This is a genomic window from Rhodococcus sp. G-MC3, assembly GCF_030063335.1.
In the GTDB taxonomy this organism is placed as follows: domain Bacteria; phylum Actinomycetota; class Actinomycetes; order Mycobacteriales; family Mycobacteriaceae; genus Rhodococcoides.
In genome coordinates, this window is the sequence record NZ_JASISW010000004.1 from 82,753 (window position 1) to 99,970 (window position 17,218).

The 17,218-nt window shown below is 62.3% G+C and carries 23 protein-coding genes; 7 read left to right on the forward strand and 16 right to left on the reverse strand.

The window, feature by feature from the left end; all coding sequences use genetic code 11:
* Positions 1–36 precede the first annotated feature (36 nt).
* The 5 genes from QMK17_RS05355 to QMK17_RS05375 form a co-directional block, all read right to left on the reverse strand.
* Positions 37–222, reverse strand: coding sequence for a type Z 30S ribosomal protein S14 (locus QMK17_RS05355; protein ID WP_068380853.1), 186 nt, complete (start codon positions 220–222; stop codon positions 37–39).
* 4 nt (positions 223–226) lie between these two features.
* Positions 227–799: a 50S ribosomal protein L5 gene (gene rplE, locus QMK17_RS05360; RefSeq protein ID WP_283507400.1), complete on the reverse strand. Its 573-nt coding sequence runs from the start codon at positions 797–799 to the stop codon at positions 227–229.
* Between the two features lies 1 nt (position 800).
* Positions 801–1,118 carry a 50S ribosomal protein L24 gene (gene rplX, locus QMK17_RS05365; RefSeq protein WP_115963675.1) on the reverse strand — a complete coding sequence of 106 codons (318 nt, stop codon included), beginning with the start codon at positions 1,116–1,118 and terminating at the stop codon, positions 801–803.
* Entirely contained in the window at positions 1,119–1,487 is a 369-nt protein-coding gene (gene rplN / locus QMK17_RS05370; RefSeq protein ID WP_084348479.1) for a 50S ribosomal protein L14, read from the reverse strand. It abuts the gene before it with no gap.
* Between the two features lie 153 nt (positions 1,488–1,640).
* On the reverse strand, positions 1,641–2,570 hold the full coding sequence (locus QMK17_RS05375; RefSeq protein WP_283507401.1) for a glycosyltransferase: 930 nt from the start codon (positions 2,568–2,570) through the stop codon (positions 1,641–1,643).
* A 270-nt stretch (positions 2,571–2,840) separates the two neighbouring features.
* On the opposite strand from QMK17_RS05375, the gene QMK17_RS05380 reads away from it, so the two are divergent.
* The 3 genes from QMK17_RS05380 to QMK17_RS05390 all read left to right on the forward strand — a co-directional run bounded on the left by QMK17_RS05380 (position 2,841) and on the right by QMK17_RS05390 (position 7,780).
* Entirely contained in the window at positions 2,841–4,148 is a 1,308-nt protein-coding gene (locus tag QMK17_RS05380) for an AIM24 family protein (protein ID WP_283507402.1), read from the forward strand.
* A gap of 183 nt (positions 4,149–4,331) precedes the next feature.
* Entirely contained in the window at positions 4,332–4,958 is a 627-nt protein-coding gene (locus tag QMK17_RS05385) for a hypothetical protein (RefSeq protein ID WP_336620130.1), read from the forward strand.
* A 20-nt stretch (positions 4,959–4,978) separates the two neighbouring features.
* Positions 4,979–7,780 (forward strand): helicase HerA domain-containing protein, encoded by a 2,802-nt coding sequence (locus QMK17_RS05390; protein WP_283507404.1) that lies wholly within the window; start codon positions 4,979–4,981, stop codon positions 7,778–7,780.
* A gap of 104 nt (positions 7,781–7,884) precedes the next feature.
* Here the strand turns inward: QMK17_RS05390 and rpsQ are convergent, their stop codons facing one another.
* The 11 genes from rpsQ to rpsJ are packed head-to-tail and all read right to left on the reverse strand — an operon-like array spanning position 7,885 to position 13,175.
* A complete protein-coding gene (gene rpsQ / locus QMK17_RS05395; protein WP_283507405.1) occupies positions 7,885–8,163 on the reverse strand; it encodes a 30S ribosomal protein S17 in 279 nt (92 codons plus the stop codon).
* Positions 8,160–8,405, reverse strand: a complete 246-nt coding sequence (gene rpmC / locus QMK17_RS05400) for a 50S ribosomal protein L29 (protein ID WP_019663551.1) — start codon at positions 8,403–8,405, stop codon at positions 8,160–8,162. The genes rpsQ and rpmC overlap by 4 nt, the downstream gene beginning before the upstream one ends.
* The gene (gene rplP / locus QMK17_RS05405) at positions 8,405–8,821 is read right to left on the reverse strand and encodes a 50S ribosomal protein L16 (RefSeq protein WP_283507406.1); all 417 of its coding nucleotides are present in this window, start codon (positions 8,819–8,821) and stop codon (positions 8,405–8,407) included. The genes rpmC and rplP overlap by 1 nt, the downstream gene beginning before the upstream one ends.
* A gap of 2 nt (positions 8,822–8,823) precedes the next feature.
* Complete coding sequence (rpsC, locus tag QMK17_RS05410) at positions 8,824–9,627, reverse strand: 30S ribosomal protein S3 (RefSeq protein ID WP_115963685.1); 804 nt, start codon at positions 9,625–9,627, stop codon at positions 8,824–8,826.
* On the reverse strand, positions 9,627–10,046 hold the full coding sequence (gene rplV, locus QMK17_RS05415) for a 50S ribosomal protein L22 (protein WP_283507407.1): 420 nt from the start codon (positions 10,044–10,046) through the stop codon (positions 9,627–9,629). Before rplV ends, rpsC begins: the two co-directional genes overlap by 1 nt.
* Positions 10,043–10,324 (reverse strand): 30S ribosomal protein S19, encoded by a 282-nt coding sequence (gene rpsS, locus QMK17_RS05420; protein ID WP_008718309.1) that lies wholly within the window; start codon positions 10,322–10,324, stop codon positions 10,043–10,045. The genes rplV and rpsS overlap by 4 nt, the downstream gene beginning before the upstream one ends.
* 13 nt (positions 10,325–10,337) lie before the next feature.
* Positions 10,338–11,177: a 50S ribosomal protein L2 gene (rplB, locus tag QMK17_RS05425; protein ID WP_283507408.1), complete on the reverse strand. Its 840-nt coding sequence runs from the start codon at positions 11,175–11,177 to the stop codon at positions 10,338–10,340.
* A 39-nt stretch (positions 11,178–11,216) separates the two neighbouring features.
* Positions 11,217–11,522: a 50S ribosomal protein L23 gene (gene rplW, locus QMK17_RS05430; protein WP_115963691.1), complete on the reverse strand. Its 306-nt coding sequence runs from the start codon at positions 11,520–11,522 to the stop codon at positions 11,217–11,219.
* Positions 11,519–12,193 carry a 50S ribosomal protein L4 gene (gene rplD, locus QMK17_RS05435; protein ID WP_283507409.1) on the reverse strand — a complete coding sequence of 225 codons (675 nt, stop codon included), beginning with the start codon at positions 12,191–12,193 and terminating at the stop codon, positions 11,519–11,521. The genes rplW and rplD overlap by 4 nt, the downstream gene beginning before the upstream one ends.
* On the reverse strand, positions 12,190–12,855 hold the full coding sequence (gene rplC / locus QMK17_RS05440; protein WP_283507410.1) for a 50S ribosomal protein L3: 666 nt from the start codon (positions 12,853–12,855) through the stop codon (positions 12,190–12,192). The genes rplD and rplC overlap by 4 nt, the downstream gene beginning before the upstream one ends.
* 14 nt (positions 12,856–12,869) lie before the next feature.
* Positions 12,870–13,175 carry a 30S ribosomal protein S10 gene (rpsJ, locus tag QMK17_RS05445; RefSeq protein ID WP_003938093.1) on the reverse strand — a complete coding sequence of 102 codons (306 nt, stop codon included), beginning with the start codon at positions 13,173–13,175 and terminating at the stop codon, positions 12,870–12,872.
* 493 nt (positions 13,176–13,668) lie between these two features.
* On the opposite strand from rpsJ, the gene QMK17_RS05450 reads away from it, so the two are divergent.
* The 4 genes from QMK17_RS05450 to QMK17_RS05465 all read left to right on the forward strand — a co-directional run bounded on the left by QMK17_RS05450 (position 13,669) and on the right by QMK17_RS05465 (position 17,205).
* Positions 13,669–14,148 carry a hotdog fold domain-containing protein gene (locus QMK17_RS05450; RefSeq protein WP_283507560.1) on the forward strand — a complete coding sequence of 160 codons (480 nt, stop codon included), beginning with the start codon at positions 13,669–13,671 and terminating at the stop codon, positions 14,146–14,148.
* Between the two features lie 117 nt (positions 14,149–14,265).
* Positions 14,266–15,162, forward strand: a complete 897-nt coding sequence (locus QMK17_RS05455) for a prephenate dehydrogenase dimerization domain-containing protein (protein ID WP_283507411.1) — start codon at positions 14,266–14,268, stop codon at positions 15,160–15,162.
* Positions 15,159–16,112 carry a diiron oxygenase gene (locus QMK17_RS05460; protein WP_283507412.1) on the forward strand — a complete coding sequence of 318 codons (954 nt, stop codon included), beginning with the start codon at positions 15,159–15,161 and terminating at the stop codon, positions 16,110–16,112. Before QMK17_RS05455 ends, QMK17_RS05460 begins: the two co-directional genes overlap by 4 nt.
* Before the next feature lie 121 nt (positions 16,113–16,233).
* A complete protein-coding gene (locus tag QMK17_RS05465) occupies positions 16,234–17,205 on the forward strand; it encodes an ATP-binding cassette domain-containing protein (RefSeq protein WP_283507413.1) in 972 nt (323 codons plus the stop codon).
* Positions 17,206–17,218: the final 13 nt, after the last annotated feature.

The window sequence follows — 17,218 nt, forward strand, 5'->3', positions numbered from 1 at the left end:
CGTCAGCATGGTTCAGTGAAGCCCGAGGGCCTCAGATCACCAGGAGCTCTTGCGAACTCCGGGAAGTTCTCCTGCGTGTGCCATCTCGCGAACGCAGATACGGCAGAGGCCGAACTTGCGGAACACCGAGTGGGGACGGCCGCAGCGGTTGCAACGCGTGTAGCCACGCACTGCGAACTTCGGCTTCTTGTTGGCCTTGTTGACCAGTGCCTTCTTAGCCATGGACTCAGTTCTCCTTGAACGGGAAGCCGAGGTGCTTGAGCAGCGCGCGGCCTTCTTCGTTGTTGGTTGCGGTGGTCACCACAGTGATGTCCATGCCGCGCGGGCGATCGATCTTGTCCACGTCGATCTCGTGGAACATCGACTGCTCGTTGAGGCCGAACGTGTAGTTGCCGTTGCCGTCGAACTGCGTGCCGGAGAGGCCACGGAAGTCCCTGATTCGGGGAAGGGCAATGGAGGTCAGACGGTCCAGGAATTCCCACATGCGATCGCCACGCAGCGTGACGCGTGCGCCGATGGGCATTCCTTCACGAAGCTTGAACTGCGCGATGGACTTGCGGGCCTTGCGGATCTCCGGCTTCTGGCCGGTGATCGCTGCGAGGTCGGCAACTGCACCGTTGATCAGCTTCGCGTCACGGGCGGCGTCGCCGACACCCATGTTGACGACGACCTTGACGACACCGGGGATCTGCATGACGTTGTCATATGCAAACTCGGTGTTGAGGGCGTCCTTGATCTCGGCGCGGTAGCGCGCCTTGAGGCGAGGCTGTACGCCTGCCGTGTTCTCAGTGGTAGTCATCTCAGATGTCCTTCCCGTTCTTCCGGGAAATACGAACGCGCTTGCCGGACTCCTCGTCGGTGCGGTAGCCCACGCGAGTGGGGTTGCCGTCCGAGTCGATGACCGCGACGTTCGAAATGTGGATCGGGGCTTCCTGCGTGACGATTCCGCCCGAAGACGCGCCACGCTGGTTAGCGGAGACCGCAGTGTGCTTCTTGATACGGTTCACGCCCTCGACGAGGACCTTGGAGTCAGCGGGGTAGGCCTGAATGACCTTGCCCTTGGCGCCCTTGTCCTTGCCTGCGATCACGAGAACGGTGTCGCCCTTGTGCACCTTCATTTACAGCACCTCCGGGGCGAGCGAGACGATCTTCATGAACTTCTTCTCACGCAGCTCGCGGCCGACCGGGCCGAAGATGCGGGTTCCGCGAGGATCGTTGTCCGGCTTGATCAGCACGGCAGCGTTCTCGTCGAAACGGATGTAGGAGCCGTCGGGACGACGACGCTCCTTGACGGTACGGACGATGACCGCCTTGACGATCTCGCCCTTCTTGATGTTTCCACCGGGGATGGCGTCTTTCACCGTAGCTACGATGATGTCGCCGATTCCGGCGTAGCGACGTGACGAGCCACCGAGAACGCGGATGCAAAGGATTTCCTTTGCGCCCGTGTTATCAGCAACGCGTACTCGCGACTCCTGCTGAATCACAAACTTCTCCTAGACCTGGATGTGCATACGTGCCGGATTTCCGTCCCGACACGCGCGGTCGGCTGCTTCCGGCAGGGCGCACAAGCACACCGCTGCCACAGGCAACCGGTCAAGTGTAGGGGAGGTGCGGCGCCGAAACCAAATCGCTTCCGGTCACCATACGAAGGTCCGGTACTTCACTCCGCCTCGGACCTCGCCGACGTGGGCTGCCACCGCCCGCAGCCACTGCCCCCGAGACACCCTCGTAAGCGCCCGGGGAACGAGCGGATTACCCAACATCAGCAGGCCCCACCACCGCATCGCACGACGCAGATGCACCGGCGGGCATCCGCGGTGACGGTAGATTCCTTGTACCTGCGCGAACCCGTATCCCAGCTTGTACGACTGTTCGACGAGTGGAACCAGTTTGTCTCGTAGGCGGTACCCCACGAGTTGCGTCTGGGCAAACCCGAGTCGGTAGCCCGTCAACTGAGCCCGCCAACAGAATTCCACGTCCTCGCTGGCTACCAGATCACGGGACATTCCACCGAGTTCTCGGAAGACCGATGTCCAGCACCCCAGGCTGGCACCGATCGCATACGGAAGAAACGTGGTCTGCCCTTGATTCTCGGGAGCTGTGGTTGGAGTCCAGTCGAGCGCTCGCGCCGTATTGACCGATTCGGTCTCCACTGCGGTGCCCACGACATCGTGATCTCTCGCGAGTTCCACGAGCGTCTTTATCCAATCGGGGTGGACGATGTCGTCCGCGTCACAGAAAGCCAGAAATTCTCCGCGAGCCGACTCGGCCCCGATATTGCGCGCATAAGCTGCGCCTGCCTGCATCGACGCGTCGACGCAGCGAAGGCGTAGTGCATCCCTGCCTGCATAGTTGCGAATATGATCAGCGAGTTGGCCGTCCGGTCCATTGTCGGACACGATGACTTCTATTGGCCCCGAGTAAGTTTGAGCTGCGAGGCTGTCCAACTGGAAATCGAGGTCGGGCAGCGAATTTCTCGCCGGAATTATGACCGAAACGAACGGGTCGCCGTTGCTGCAGACCGAATCCGAGTCAGTGAATTCGTAGCGGCTTCGACTCTCGGTCACAGAAGTTTCACTCTTTCGGCTATCGAATTGGCGATTGATCGGGAGGCAAATCGAACCGACCATAACCCAAGATTGCGGTTGCGCGCATCCCGCGAGCACCGTCGCCGATATGCGCATCCTGCATTCGAAATGCTCGCTGTATCACCTCCGGGGAACAGTGATGAATGTGCGTGCATCAACCGGTTCGGATCAGGTTTTCAGTTCGATCATCGGGCCTCGCGCACTACCGTCTTGATCCACTTCTTCGACTACTCGGGCACACTGGAACAGATGAAGACACTGGCGCGCGGGGAGAATGTCACCTCACCGTCGACCACGCTGACGGTGACAGTCGAGAGTGTTGCTGCCGTCGATGTGTCGGCACTCCTCCTCGCGGAGAACGGCCGAGTCCGTTCCGACGCCGATCTCGTTTTCTACAACCAACCGGTGGCTCCCGGAGTCGAGTATCGACGCGACTCCGGCAGGCACGTCATATCGGTTGATTGTGCTTTGATTCCGCCGGACATCTCCATCGTCGCCGTGACTGCCTCGCTCGACGGCACCGGTTCGACCACGTTCGGGCAAGCAGGCCAGATGTCGACGACGGTTGCCGACGCATCGGGAGGCCAGTTCGTCACGTATCGAGCAGAGGGCCTCACACGCGAGAACGCGCTGGTGTGCATCGAGATCTACCGGCGCGGAAACGACTGGAAGATCCGCGCGGTCGGGCAAGGCTACGACAACGGATTAGCGGGACTCGCAACCGCTTTCGGCATCGTCATCGACGAAGACGAAGACCCACCGACCACTCCCCCGCCGACGACTCCCCCACTACCCGCTGTCACACGAGAAGGATCCCTGGCCATGAAAAGCGAACTGTTCGCCCCCACCCACGCCGAGGTACCGGGAAGCGGAATTCAGAAGCAGGGAAGCAAGATGTGTCGTGTCGGGATGAACGGTGAGTTGATGGCCAGAGCGGGGTCGATGGTCGCTTACCAGGGTGACCTGAAGTTCGAGGCGCAGGGATCAGGAGGATTCGGTCGAGCGGTTCGCCAAGCACTGTCGGGTGAAGGTGTACCGCTGATGAGGGTCTCGGGACGGGGAGACTTGTTTCTGGCCAATGCGGCGCAGGATGTCCACCTCATCGACCTCGACGGCACCGACGGACTGACGATCAACGGTTCGAACGTGCTTGCGTTCGACTCTTCCCTTTCCTACGACGTCAAGCGAGTACAGGGCGCTGCCAGCGGTGGCAATGCGGGGTTCTTCAACTGCGTCTTCACCGGAAGGGGTCGGATCGCAATCACCACGGACGGAGTGCCGGTCGTCCTTCAGGTCGATCAGCCGACGTTTGCAGATCCGCAGGCCGCAGTCGCGTGGTCGTCGAGTTTGTCCACCAAGGTAAAGAAGAACGATTCGTTCGGACTCGGCACGTTGATCGGTCGCAGCACAGGTGAGCGATTCACCCTGGAGTTTCGCGGACAAGGGTTCGTGGTCGTGCAGCCATCGGAATTGCCGCCCGGCGGTCTGATCGGCGGGTCGGGTAGCGGCGAGCAAGCCGGTGTCGGCGGAGCGCTCGGCGGCTTGCTCGGGCGGTGATCCAGCAGGCCCCCTGCGCCCATGTACGGTTTTCAGTGTTGGGGGACGAACTATCGGTCGGGGGATGAGAAGGACACACGACCGGGCCGGTCGAGGCTGCGCTGTCACGCGCGCCCGCCAGATCTGCGTGTACCGAAGTGCTTCCCTGGGACCACGATGAAGGGACTATCGATGAGCGAGGACGTGACAAGTTCTGAAGCTGCTGTGCTGCTTGTCCTCATGGCCGAGGCGCGAGCAGTCTCGAATTCTGAACTCGCTGTGCTGGGGCCGAAACTCGAAAAACCCTCTCGCGACAAGCTTGTCCGGATGGGCCTCGTCGAGATCGACAGCTCGGACCGGCCAATATCTGTGGAACTGACAGACAAGGGCTGGAAGTACTGCGGCGATCTGATCGGCGCAGACCCTCTTGTACGTTCGACTGGATCCGACCGCGCGCTGTTCACCGTCCTGGCGGGGTTTCGGCGTTGGCTGGACCGATCCGATGTACGTCCGTCGGAGATCTTCATCCCCCGTGCCAAGGTGCCGATGGACACCGTCTCCGCTGGTCCAGGCAACATCGAATCTCGCATCCGCGCCGCCTACGCCCGTTTGGCGCGCGAACCGGGGACACCGGTCCGTCTTTCACGTTTGCGCCCCGAGTTGTCCGACGTGCCGAGAGCCGAGCTCGATTCTGCACTGGCAAGACTGCGCCGAGCGCCAGACGTGTCGCTGATACCTGAGGAAAACCAGAAGACCTTGACCGACGACGACCGTGCCGCAGCCGTCCTCGTCGGCAACCAACACAACCATCTCTTGGCAATCGAGAGTTGACGGACGGGACAGTGCACGCGATGAGCGAAACCGAACAGATTCATGCGTTGGAGTCCGTCCGACTGAGTTGGGCTCCGACTCCCGACGACGTGTGGCGATCTCAGTCGAACGTTCATGTCCCCGGAATGCACGAACGCGTCTTCGTCGACGTCATGAGTGCGTACTCCGACGCCGAGGCATCCGACGATGCCAGCCCCCTCGGAGTGGTGGTTCGAGGTCCGGCCGGTTCAGGAAAGACCCACCTACTCGGACAGGTCCGCGAAGAAGTGCAGGGTAGGGGTGGCTATTTTTTCCTGATCCGCCTGCTCGATGCCGCAGGGTTCTGGCGCTCGACGCTGATGGGCATGCTCGACGACCTCATGCGTCCATCGGGCACCGAATCCGATAGCCAGCTCCATCTGCTGCTCAGACGGTTGTGTGAGATCGCCGGGGTAGAGCAAGCCCAGCGTGCCCAGATCATGGGTGACGTTCTGATCGAACCCGGCACGTTGGACGAGTTCGTCACCGCCGTTTACAAAGTTCATCCGCGACATCGACGCACCTCCCAGCACACTCTCCGTGCGCTGGTTCTGTCCATCGCCCCCGATTCTTCACTGCAAGATCTGGGCGATGCGTACCTACAGTCGATCGACGATGTCGACCCACAGGAGTTCGCGGCGTGGGGTATCCGTCGCGCCGAACTCGGCCACCAGGGAATCGCGGAGAACATCTCGCGAATGCTCGCGATCACCGGCCCCACGGTGCTCGCCATCGATCAGATCGACACCCTCGTCGCTCAGGCACGCACGGGCACCGACAAGGAGTTCGCCGACGCCCAAGAGGACAAGGTCGTCGAGCAGCTTGCACATGGTCTGATGTCGCTGCGGGAGACCCTCCCCCGCACTGCGTCCGTGCTGTCCGCCCTGTCCAGCGCCTGGGAGCTCATCGCTGCCCGCGGTGTCGCACCGATGCCGGATCGATTCCGCGTGACACAACCGCTGAAGCCGATCCCCTCTTCGGAGGTCGGGCGCCTGCTGCTCGGTCGCCGGCTGGCCGCGTGCTTCCACGAAGCAGGTTTCACACCACCGCATCCCACATGGCCGGTCGCCGCCGGAGCGTTCGAACAGGCGCCGGACTTCACACCGCGACAGCTTTTGATCGCCGTCGACCGGCACATCAGACACTGCCTCGAATTGGGGACGGCTTCCGAACTCGACACTTTCAGCGACCGATCCGGTCCGTCCGGCATATCGGATCTCCCCACCGCACGTGTCAGCGAACTGGATGCGCTCGACGCCCGTTACGCGGAGCTACAGGTCAAGGCCGACCTCTCCACGGCACTGTCGCCCGGCAGTGAGGACTCGTTGATCCCGACGCTCCTCTCCGCCGGTCTGACTGCCTGGATCCACGAGCACCAATCCTCCGACGACTCCCTTGCGCAGGATCCCCCGCCCAGCGGGAAACCAGCTCTGCACGCGCGCCTACGCCACACGGTCGACACCGACACCGACGACGAGGAGCACTGGTGCTTCCGTGCAGTGACCTCGCGCAACGCACGTGCAGCACTGGCAAGGATCGAACGCGCTGTGTCGACAGCCGGACTGCATATCGACATGCCCCGCAGAAGACTCATCGTGATTCGCAACGACCCGTGGCCGTCGGGCGCAAAAACAGAACAAACCATCGCGGCACTTCACCGCGCCGGGGGTGTTCAAGTTCCCCTCGGTGAACACGATCGACGCGCACTCTCGGCGCTGGGCGTACTGCTCACCGAGAATTCACCAGCCTTGACCTCGTGGCTGCTCGCCCGGAAACCTGCACACGCCATCGCATTGTTCGCGTCCGTGCTACCGGCGGCGAGCGTTGTCGACGAAGATGCCGCACTCGTGGAGACCTCGTCCAAGACCGCGGCGGGTCAGCGACAACGATCCATCGTCGTCGGTACCGAAGCCAGCACCAACGGCGACGTCAACGTGCCTCTCGCGACGCTGCGACATCACATGGCCATCTTCGCCGGTTCCGGCTCAGGAAAGACCGTCTTGATTCGAAGGCTTGTCGAAGAGGCTGCACTTCAGGGTGTTTCGTCGATCGTTCTCGACGAGAACAACGATCTTGCGCTGCTCGGTTCATCGTGGCCGGCTGACGAGCGCACCTGGCCACCGGGCGACGAGGCGAAAGCAACTTCCTATTTCAACGACACCGATGTCGTTGTGTGGACTCCCGGAACTTCGGAGGGACGCCCGTTGAGTTTCGCGTCGACGGATGACGGCAACGGTGTCGATCCTGGTGAACTACTCGCACCGACCGCCGGCAAGCGAGCCAGGGTCTCGGTCATCAACCTGGGCGGCCTCGACAGCCAGCAGAAGAAGCAAGCCTTCGTACTGGAACTGCAGGCACAACTTGGCGCCTGGATCGAGAGCGCCCCATCCGACGACTCATCGCTGACAGGCCTGTTCGTGATGGATGAGGCGCAGCATCTCCTGTCGTCGAGCAACTCTGCGGCCGCCGACAGCACTCTCGCGTTCGCGGCTCAGGCACGCGAGCACGGCATCGGCCTAGTCTTCGCGACGCCGTCACCGAAAGGCATCGACGATCGAATCGCAGATATGGCCTCGACCCAGTTCTACGGTCTCCTCAACAGTCCGTCCCAGGTCGAGGCCGCGCAGAAGTTGGCAGAAATCATGGGCGGATCCGTTCCTGATATCGCACGCCTTCCTGCAGGCCAGTTCTACGTCGCTGTCGAGGGCGCCGAGTTCCGCCGAACCGTCACTCCGCTGTGCCTGACGTATCACCCGAAGGTGTCCCCCACCGTCCCGGAGGTGTTGGCACTCGCGCGCACCTGACGCCCGAATCCGATCGAGACAACGAAAGAGCCCCCGTCCGCGACAGCGAACGGGGGCTCTTTCGGCGCTTTGCAGAAGTGGAACGTGCGAAGCGACGAGAGTTACTACTTGGCCTTTTCGAGAACCTCGACCAGTCGCCAGTGCTTCGTGGCCGACAGGGGGCGGGTCTCCATGAGCTGAACGCGATCGCCTACGCCGGCGTCGCCCTTCTCGTCATGTGCCTTGACCTTGGTGGTCCGACGGATGACCTTGCTGTAGAGAGGGTGCTTGACCCTGTCTTCCAGCTCGACCACGATCGTCTTCTCCATCTTGTCGGATACGACGTAGCCGATCCGAATTTTGCGGTTGTTGCGCTCTTCAGTCACAGTCTTTTCCTCGCTCATGCCGCGTCACCTGCAGTGTCGTCGGCAGGACCTGTGGCCAGACCGAGCTCACGCTCACGCAGGACCGTGTAGATGCGCGCGATCTCGTGACGAACGGTGCGCAGTCGACGGTTGTTGTCCAACTGGCCGGTAGCCATCTGGAAACGAAGGTTGAACAGCTCTTCCTTCGACTCACGCAGCTTGGTGACCAGCTCTTCACCGGTGAGCTCGCGAAGCTCTGCGGCTGGGGTTCCGGTAGCCATCAGAACTGCTCCTCCCTGGTGATGATGCGTGCCTTCATAGGCAGCTTGTGGATAGCGCGCGTGAGTGCCTCACGCGCAATGGTCTCGTCGGGGAACGAGAGCTCGAAGAGCACGCGTCCCGGCTTGACGTTCGCGACCCACCACTCGGGCGATCCCTTACCGGACCCCATGCGGGTCTCGGCAGGCTTCTTCGTGAGGGGACGGTCCGGGAAGATGTTGATCCAGACCTTGCCGCCACGCTTGATGTGGCGAGTGATCGCGATACGGGAAGCCTCGATCTGACGGTTGGTGACGTATGCAGGCTCGAGAGCCTGAATGCCGTATTCACCGAATGTCACAGCGGTTCCGCCCTTGGCGGCACCCGAACGCTTCGGGTGGTGCTGCTTGCGGTGCTTGACCCGGCGTGGGATCAACATCGTCAGCCCTCCTGATTCGGCTCGGTCGAGGCCGGAGCCTCTGCGGATGCCGCGCGGCCGGCCTCGGTGCTGGTCGCAGTGGTACCCGAGGCACCGCTACGACGCGGACGCGAAGGACGCTCACGACGCGGGCGATCGTTGCCTGCAGCAGGTGCAGCAGCAGCGAGCTCGCGCTTGCCACCGACGATGTCGCCCTTGTAGATCCAGACCTTCACGCCGATACGGCCGAAGGTGGTCTTGGCTTCGTACAGCCCATAGTCGATGTCCGCACGAAGCGTGTGCAGTGGCACACGGCCTTCGCGGTAGAACTCCGAGCGTGACATCTCGGCGCCGCCGAGACGGCCGGAGCACTGGACACGAATGCCCTTGACGTTCGGCTGACGCATGGCCGACTGGATGGCCTTACGCATTGCGCGACGGAATGCGACGCGGTTGCTGAGCTGCTCTGCAACACCCTGGGCCACGAGCTGAGCCTCGGACTCGGCGTTCTTGACCTCGAGGATGTTGAGCTGAACCTGCTTGCCGGTCAGCTTCTCGAGAGCTCCGCGAATGCGGTCTGCTTCGGCACCACGACGACCGATGACGATGCCCGGACGTGCTGTGTGGATGTCCACGCGAACACGATCACGGGTGCGCTCGATCTCGACCTTCGCAATTCCCGCGCGCTCCATGCCAGTGGCGAGGAGTTTACGGATTGCGACGTCTTCTTTGACGTACTCCGCGTACTGCTTGTCTGCGTACCAACGCGACTTCCAGTCGGTGGTGATACCCAAGCGGAAGCCGTGCGGGTTGATTTTCTGACCCACTACTGAGCCCCTTCCTTGGACGCCTGGCCCTTACGGCGGCTACGGCTTGTTCCACCGGTTTTGGGCAGGCTCTCGACGATCACCGTGATGTGGCTCGTACGCTTGCGGATCCGGAATGCCCGGCCCTGAGCGCGCGGCTGGAATCGCTTGAGGGTTGTGCCCTCGTCCACGAATGCAGTCGCCACGATCAGCGTGCTGGGATCGAGATCCAAGTTGTTCTCGGCGTTGGCGGCTGCGGAGGCGATCACCTTGGCGACCGGCTCGCTTGCTGCCTGCGGCGCGAACTTCAGGATGTTGAGCGCGTCCTCGACGGAGCGCCCGCGAACCAAATTCACAACGCGACGTGCCTTCATGGGCGTGACGCGAACATGCTTCGCGACGGCCTTGGCAGTCGGGTTGGCGGTTTCGGTGTTGCTCATCGCCTCTTCGCCTTCCGGTCGTCCTTGATGTGACCCTTGAACGTACGGGTCGGTGCGAACTCTCCGAGCTTGTGGCCGACCATCGAGTCGGACACGAACACCGGCACGTGCTTGCGACCGTCATGGACGGCGAAGGTGTGACCGATGAAGTCGGGGAGGATTGTCGAGCGACGAGACCAGGTCTTGATGACCTGCTTGGTTCCCTTGTCGTTCTGGACGTCGACCTTCGCGAGGAGGTGATCGTCTACGAACGGGCCTTTCTTCAGGCTGCGTGGCATTCTGAACTCCCTCCTAGCGCTTGTTCTTGCCGGTACGGCGACGACGGACGATGAGCTTGTCGCTCGCCTTCTTCTTACTGCGGGTACGGCCTTCTGCCTGTCCCCACGGGCTGACCGGGTGGCGGCCACCGGAGGTCTTACCCTCACCACCACCGTGCGGGTGGTCGACCGGGTTCATGACGACACCACGGACAGTCGGGCGCTTGCCCTTCCAGCGCATACGGCCGGCCTTGCCCCAGTTGATGTTCGACTGCTCGGCGTTGCCGACCTCGCCGACGGTTGCGCGGCAGCGCACGTCGACGCGACGGATTTCACCGGACGGCATACGCAGCGTGGCGTAGGGGCCTTCCTTACCGAGGAGCTGGATGCTGGCGCCTGCGGAGCGGGCCATCTTGGCACCGCCGCCCGGACGGAGCTCGACCGCGTGGATGGTCGTACCCGTCGGGATGTTGCGGAGCGGCAGGTTGTTGCCGGGCTTGATGTCGGCGGCTGCGCCCTGCTCGATCGGCGAACCCTGGGCGATGCCCTTGGGTGCGACGATGTAGCGCTTTTCACCGTCTGCGTAGTGCAGCAGAGCGATGTTGGCTGTGCGGTTGGGGTCGTACTCGATGTGAGCGACCTTGGCCGGCACGCCGTCCTTGTCGTTGCGACGGAAATCGATCAGACGGTACGCGCGCTTGTGTCCGCCACCCTTGTGCCGGGTGGTGATACGACCGTGTGCGTTACGTCCACCGCTACCGTGCAGGGGGCGAACCAGCGACTTCTCGGGCGTGCTGCGAGTGATCTCCGCGAAATCGGAGACACTGGAGCCACGACGGCCCGGAGTGGTCGGCTTGTACTTACGGATTGCCATGAGTCTTCTCGTCCTCTATATCCGAAGAGTCCCAGTCGCTTACGCGACCGGACCTCCGAAGATCTCGATGGGCTTGCTGTCGGCGGAGAGCGTTACGAGCGCGCGCTTGGTGTCCTTGCGCTTGCCATAACCGAAACGGGTCCGCTTACGCTTGCCCTGACGGTTCTGCGTGTTGACGCTGGTCACGGTGACGTCGAAGATTTTCTCGACGGCAATCTTGATCTGCGTCTTGTTCGAATCCGGGTGCACCAGGAAGGTGTACGTGCCTTCTTCGATCAGTCCGTAGGACTTCTCGGAGATGACCGGCGCCAGCAGGATGTCGCGGGGATCGACGATGGTGGTCACTTGCTACCCTCCTCGTTCTTCGCAGGCCCTGCGATGAACGTGTTCAGCGCTTCCACGCTGAAGATGACGTCATCGGCTTCGAGTACGTCGTACGTGTTGAGCTGGTCGGGTGCGATGGGATGCACGCCTTCCAGGTTCTGAACGCTCTTCCACGCTGCGGTGTCCGCGCGTCCGACGACCAAGAGGACCTTCTTGCGGCCCGAGATCTCGGCGAGGAACGACTTGGCACCCTTGGTGGACGGAATCTGTCCGGCGACCAATTCGGTGACGACGTGGATGCGCTCGCTGCGAGCCCGATCGGAGAGGGCTCCGCGCAGTGCGGCGGCCTTCATCTTCTTCGGTGTCCGCTGGCTGTAGTCACGCGGCTGTGGGCCGTGAACGACGCCACCGCCGACGAACTGCGGTGCGCGAGTCGAGCCCTGGCGTGCGCGGCCGGTGCCCTTCTGGCGGTATGGCTTCTTGCCACCGCCGCGAACCTCGCCACGAGTCTTCGTGGAGTGGGTTCCCTGACGAGCAGCAGCGAGCTGTGCGACGACGACCTGGTGCAGAAGCGCGATATTGGCAGGCGCATCGAAGATCTCAGCGGGGAGATCGACGGTGCCGTTGGTCTTGCCGCCGGCTTCCTTGACGTCGAGGGTCAGCTTGGTTTCGGACTTCTCGAGGCTGGTCATGCCCGTGCACCACCCTTCAATGCAGACTTGACGATCACGACGTTGCCGCGACGGCCCGGGATTGCTCCCTTGATCAAGAGCAGACCGTTCTCGTTGTCCACCTTGTGGACCGAGAGGTTCTGCGTTGTGACGCGGTCACCACCCATGCGGCCGGACATGCGCATTCCCTTGAACACGCGGCCCGGAGTGGCACAGCCACCGATGGATCCCGGACGACGGTGAACAGCCTGAGCACCGTGGCTGGCACCCTGTCCCTTGAAGCCGTGACGCTTCATGGTTCCGGCGAAGCCCTTGCCCTTGCTGGTTCCGGTGACGTCGACGTAAGCGCCGTCCTCGAACGCAGAAGCGCCGAGTTCCTGACCGACCTCGAACTGCGAGGCGTCGGCAACGCGGATTTCCACGATGTGGCGGCGAGGCGTGACGCCGGCCTTTTCGAACTGACCGGTGGTCGGCTTGTTCACCTTGCGGGGATCGATCGCACCGAAGGCGACCTGGACGGCGCTGTAGCCGTCGCGCTCCTGCGTGCGGATCTGGGTGACCACATTCGGGCCCGCCTTGATCACGGTCACGGGAACGACGCGGTTGTTCTCGTCGAAGACCTGGGTCATTCCGAGCTTGGTGCCCAGAATTCCTGTTGCAGGTCGATTCTTGTTATCAGTCATCGTTGTCTCCGCGCTCACTGGATGTTGACGTCGACACTGGCAGGCAAGTCGATGCGCATGAGCGCGTCGACCGTCTTCGGCGTCGGGTCGAGGATGTCAATGAGCCGCTTGTGAGTACGCATCTCGAAGTGTTCGCGCGAGTCCTTGTACTTGTGGGGCGAACGGATGACGCAGTACACGTTCTTTTCGGTCGGCAACGGCACCGGTCCGACGACGCGGGCACCCGTACGGGTGACCGTCTCGACGATCTTGCGCGCTGACGCGTCGATCGCCTCATGGTCGTAGGCCTTGAGCCTGATGCGGATCTTTTGTCCCGCCACGCTTAGTGTCCTTTTCTTGCCGCTTGTCGTGAAGGAAGGCCGGTCGGCCTGCTTCACCTCGTCTGCACAGTCCCCGAGCCGCTCGGCTTGGCCGAAAGGACTCGAACTGCCCTCGTGCTCACACGACGAACCGAACGTTGGCGATCAGGCGTGACCCGATCCGTTGCCGCTGTTCATCTGTCATGGTTCTCCGGTCCACGCGGTCGGGCGTGTCGCATTTCTGCTCACATTTCGACCGCTTGCTCATCTTCGATATCCCCTGACACTGGGCCTGGGTGATGCCTCCGAGCTGGCGAACCGAACGCACTCACGTGGAGTGCTGGTTCTGTTCTGCTTTTACCTGGCTTCGGCCGCAAGAATGCGCGTCCCGTGTCCAGGCAACCCGACCAGTATGCCGTAGACCGGCGTCGAGCACAAATCTTGCCCTCGACGCACTCTGGGCCACTAACTTACTCAGCGGTAAGGTATGGCCATGACACATACGACACCTCAGATGACCAGCACCGGCCCGACGTACGGAATGTGGCGAAAACTACCCGACAACATCGTCGGCCAGGCGGTGTTCTCGGTCGGCATGTGCATCCGAGTGCCCTACTTCGGATCCGTTCTCCCCCGAGTCAGATCGCTCGAGCCCGGTCGATGTGAGGTCACGGCACCCAGGTGGTGGGGTATCCGAAACCATCTCGGCACCTTCCACGCAATCGCCGCGTGCAACCTCGCCGAGGTGGCCATGGGGATGCTTACCGAAGCCACGGTGCCGACAACTCACCGATGGATCCCCAAAGAGATGACCGTCCGCTACCTGGCCAAGGCGACGACGTCGTTGACCGCTGTTGCAGAACTGAAGGACCTCCCCGACTTCGGCGCCATCACCGAACCGACGGATCTGGTCGTTCCCGTGTCGATCCGCGATCGGGACGGCACCGAGGTGGTCCACGCCGACATCACCGTGTGGATCTCGCGATCACACTGACAGTGGCCACCGGCCACTGTCAGTGTGATCTGTCAGGACGCCCGTCCACCGAAGGGCGCAATTCGATTACACCGTTCGATACGGCGCCTCTCGCCCGCGACGGCCCATACTCGACAGATGAAGATTTACGACGCGGTCGTTGTCGGTGGCCGAGGCGCGGTCGGCACTCTCCTCGCCGGACATCTTGCAGAAGATGGACTCACCGTCCTCGCGGTCGATCGAACCCCTGCGCCCGAAGGTCCGTCTCCGTACGACCACGCTGTCGGCAACGTCGACAGACCCAACGAGCCATTGCGTAGGACCATGAAGGCCGCGCCGATCGTCGTCCTCGCCGTGCCGGAATCGGTGGCGCTGTCATTGCCGGCCGAACTCGTCGGCCCGAACTCGCTCGTCGTGGAGACTCTGTCCGTGAAGTCGAATTTCGCCGCTCGGGTCGACGAATCATTCGGTACTGGGACAGTTCTCGGGATCAACCCCATGTTTGCACCCTCCCTCGGCATGGCGGGGCGGCCCGTGGCCGCCGTGGAGCACCGCGGCGGAGTGGCCGCTGACGAATTCATGGATCGACTCTCCAGATGGGGTGCGACAGTCGTGCACGTCGACGCCGACCAGCACGACCGACTGGCGGCCGCGACACAGGCACTCACGCATGCGAGCGTTCTCGCTTTCGGAGTTGCACTCTCGACTCTCGATGTGAGCGCCGAACTGGTCGACGCGGTTTCACCGCCGCCCGCCCGCACCACCCTTGCACTGCTCGCACGAATTTGCGGTGGCGAACCCGAGGTGTACTGGGACGTCCAGGCGGGTAACCCCTATGCGGCGTCTGCCCGCCGCGCTCTCGCCGACGCAGTCCGAGAACTCGACGACACGGTCGCCACCGGTTCGGAACCAGCGTTCGCGGCGCTGGTGCAACGAGCAGGCGCAGGAGTTCCCGATGGGGACAGGTATCGCACGCTGTGCGCCTCGATTTTCGGTATCGTTCGAGAAACACCAGGTGAAAGGGGCCGGGCATGATCGAGCATCCGCCGCTTCCCGCTTATGACTCCACTGATGAAGTAGAAAGTGCCATCGTTTCCCGCCTGGCCGGCAACTGGGCCAATCGCGCCACGGTGAAAAAGCCCGAACCCGACCTCGACGACCTGTTCGACCATGTCAAACACGACTATCCGGAGGCGTTGATTCCTTTCGCCGAACACGAGACGTACCGGGCACTGCCGGAATCGACGAGAGCACGAATTCGGGCGTGGGGATGGATTTCCTTCAACAAGAACGTGATGGACGTCGAACAGCACGTGGTCAATCCTGGTTTCTCGCTCCTTGCGCAGGACGCCTTCGACACTGGAATGGGTGACACGCTCGCCATCGCCGTCACGCAGGCAATGGTAGACGAGCAGTACCACACCCTCATGCACTTGAACGCGAGCGCGCTGACGCGACGCCAACGTGGGTGGGCAATGCCCGATCGTGCGCTTCCGTTCAGCGCTGTGGTGCGTAAACAGCGCGCCACCCAACTCGAGGCGTCGAACCCGTCCGATGCTGCGTTGAGTGCACTCGCGTACACGACGGTCGCTGAAATCTCGATTACGTCCTACCTCGATCTGATCGAGGACAACGACATGATCCAGCCCGTCAATCGTGCGACGGTCAAGCTTCACAATCGCGACGAGTATTGCCATGCCTCCATCGCCGACGAGATGGCCGCGATCGTGTTCGGCAGTCTCGACGCGTCGGACCGACGTTTGTTTCTGGACGGACTTGCCGATGGAATGGAAGCATTCTCCGGTACGGATTTCTCGACGTGGTCGACGATTCTGCGTGCCGAGAATGTCCCCGATTTCGAACGCATGCTCAGCGACGTGATTGCGGACGGCAGTCGCAAGCACATGGTCCAGGATTACAGCGGAATACGGTCGTTGTGCCGGAAACTCGACGTCGAGGATGAAATTGGAATCGCATGGTCGTGAATGCCCGACGCGGTATTCGTCGGCCGCCAGGTAACATTTTCGGCGGATACCGGGATGGACTACTGAAACGAAAGCACCTCGTGTCTTCAGCCCGCACACACACCGACCGCACGGAGCATTGATGCCACAGTCCGAGGACGCAGCTGTACTGGTGGAGGACGTCCACAAGTCCTTCGACGACGTCCATGCGCTCCGTGGGATCAGTTTCTCGGCTCCGCGGGGGTCGGTACTGGGCATACTCGGCCCGAACGGCGCGGGCAAGACAACCATGGTCAAGGTTTTGGCGACGCTGATCGCGCCCGATTCGGGGCGTGCTGTGGTCGCCGGATACGACGTCGCCTCCGACGCGCCTGCAGTTCGGCGGTCGATCATGATGACCGGGCAATATGCGGCCCTGGACGACACCCTCTCCGGCCGCGAGAACATCGAACTCTTCGGTCGTCTGATGGGGCTCGACAAGAAGGCTTCCAAGACTCGTGCTCACGCGCTCCTCGAGGAATTCGACTTGCTCGACACCGGCAAACGACCGGTACGCGGCTATTCGGGAGGAATGCGCCGACGTATCGACATTGCGTGCGGTCTGGTCGTTCGCCCCAAGATCGTCTTTCTCGACGAACCGACCACGGGCCTCGACCCTCGATCGAGACAGGGCGTCTGGTCACTCGTCGAAGCATTGAAGGCTCAGGGAATCACTGTTCTGCTCACCACTCAGTACCTCGAAGAGGCGGATGTGTTGAGCGACAACATCATCGTCATCGACAAGGGCACCGTCATCGCCGAGGGCACCAGTGACCAACTCAAAGCAATGACCGGTGGAAACTTCTGCGAAGTGGTTCCTGTCGACCCGGACCAACTGCACGCCGTGGTGCGTGTTCTGGCCGAGCTGGTGCCGACCGCAGTGGCACAGGATCTCGCACAGGGCGCCGACAGATTGTCCATCCCGGCCCCGGACGGAGCAGGCACTTTGTCCGAGGTGCTCAGGCGGATCGATCACGCTGGGATTCCGCTCGCCGACATCGCATTGCGTCGACCCTCGCTCGACGACGTCTTCCTGTCGCTGACCGGCCACACGAACACGGTGTCGACCCAGTGACGACGGTGTCCCG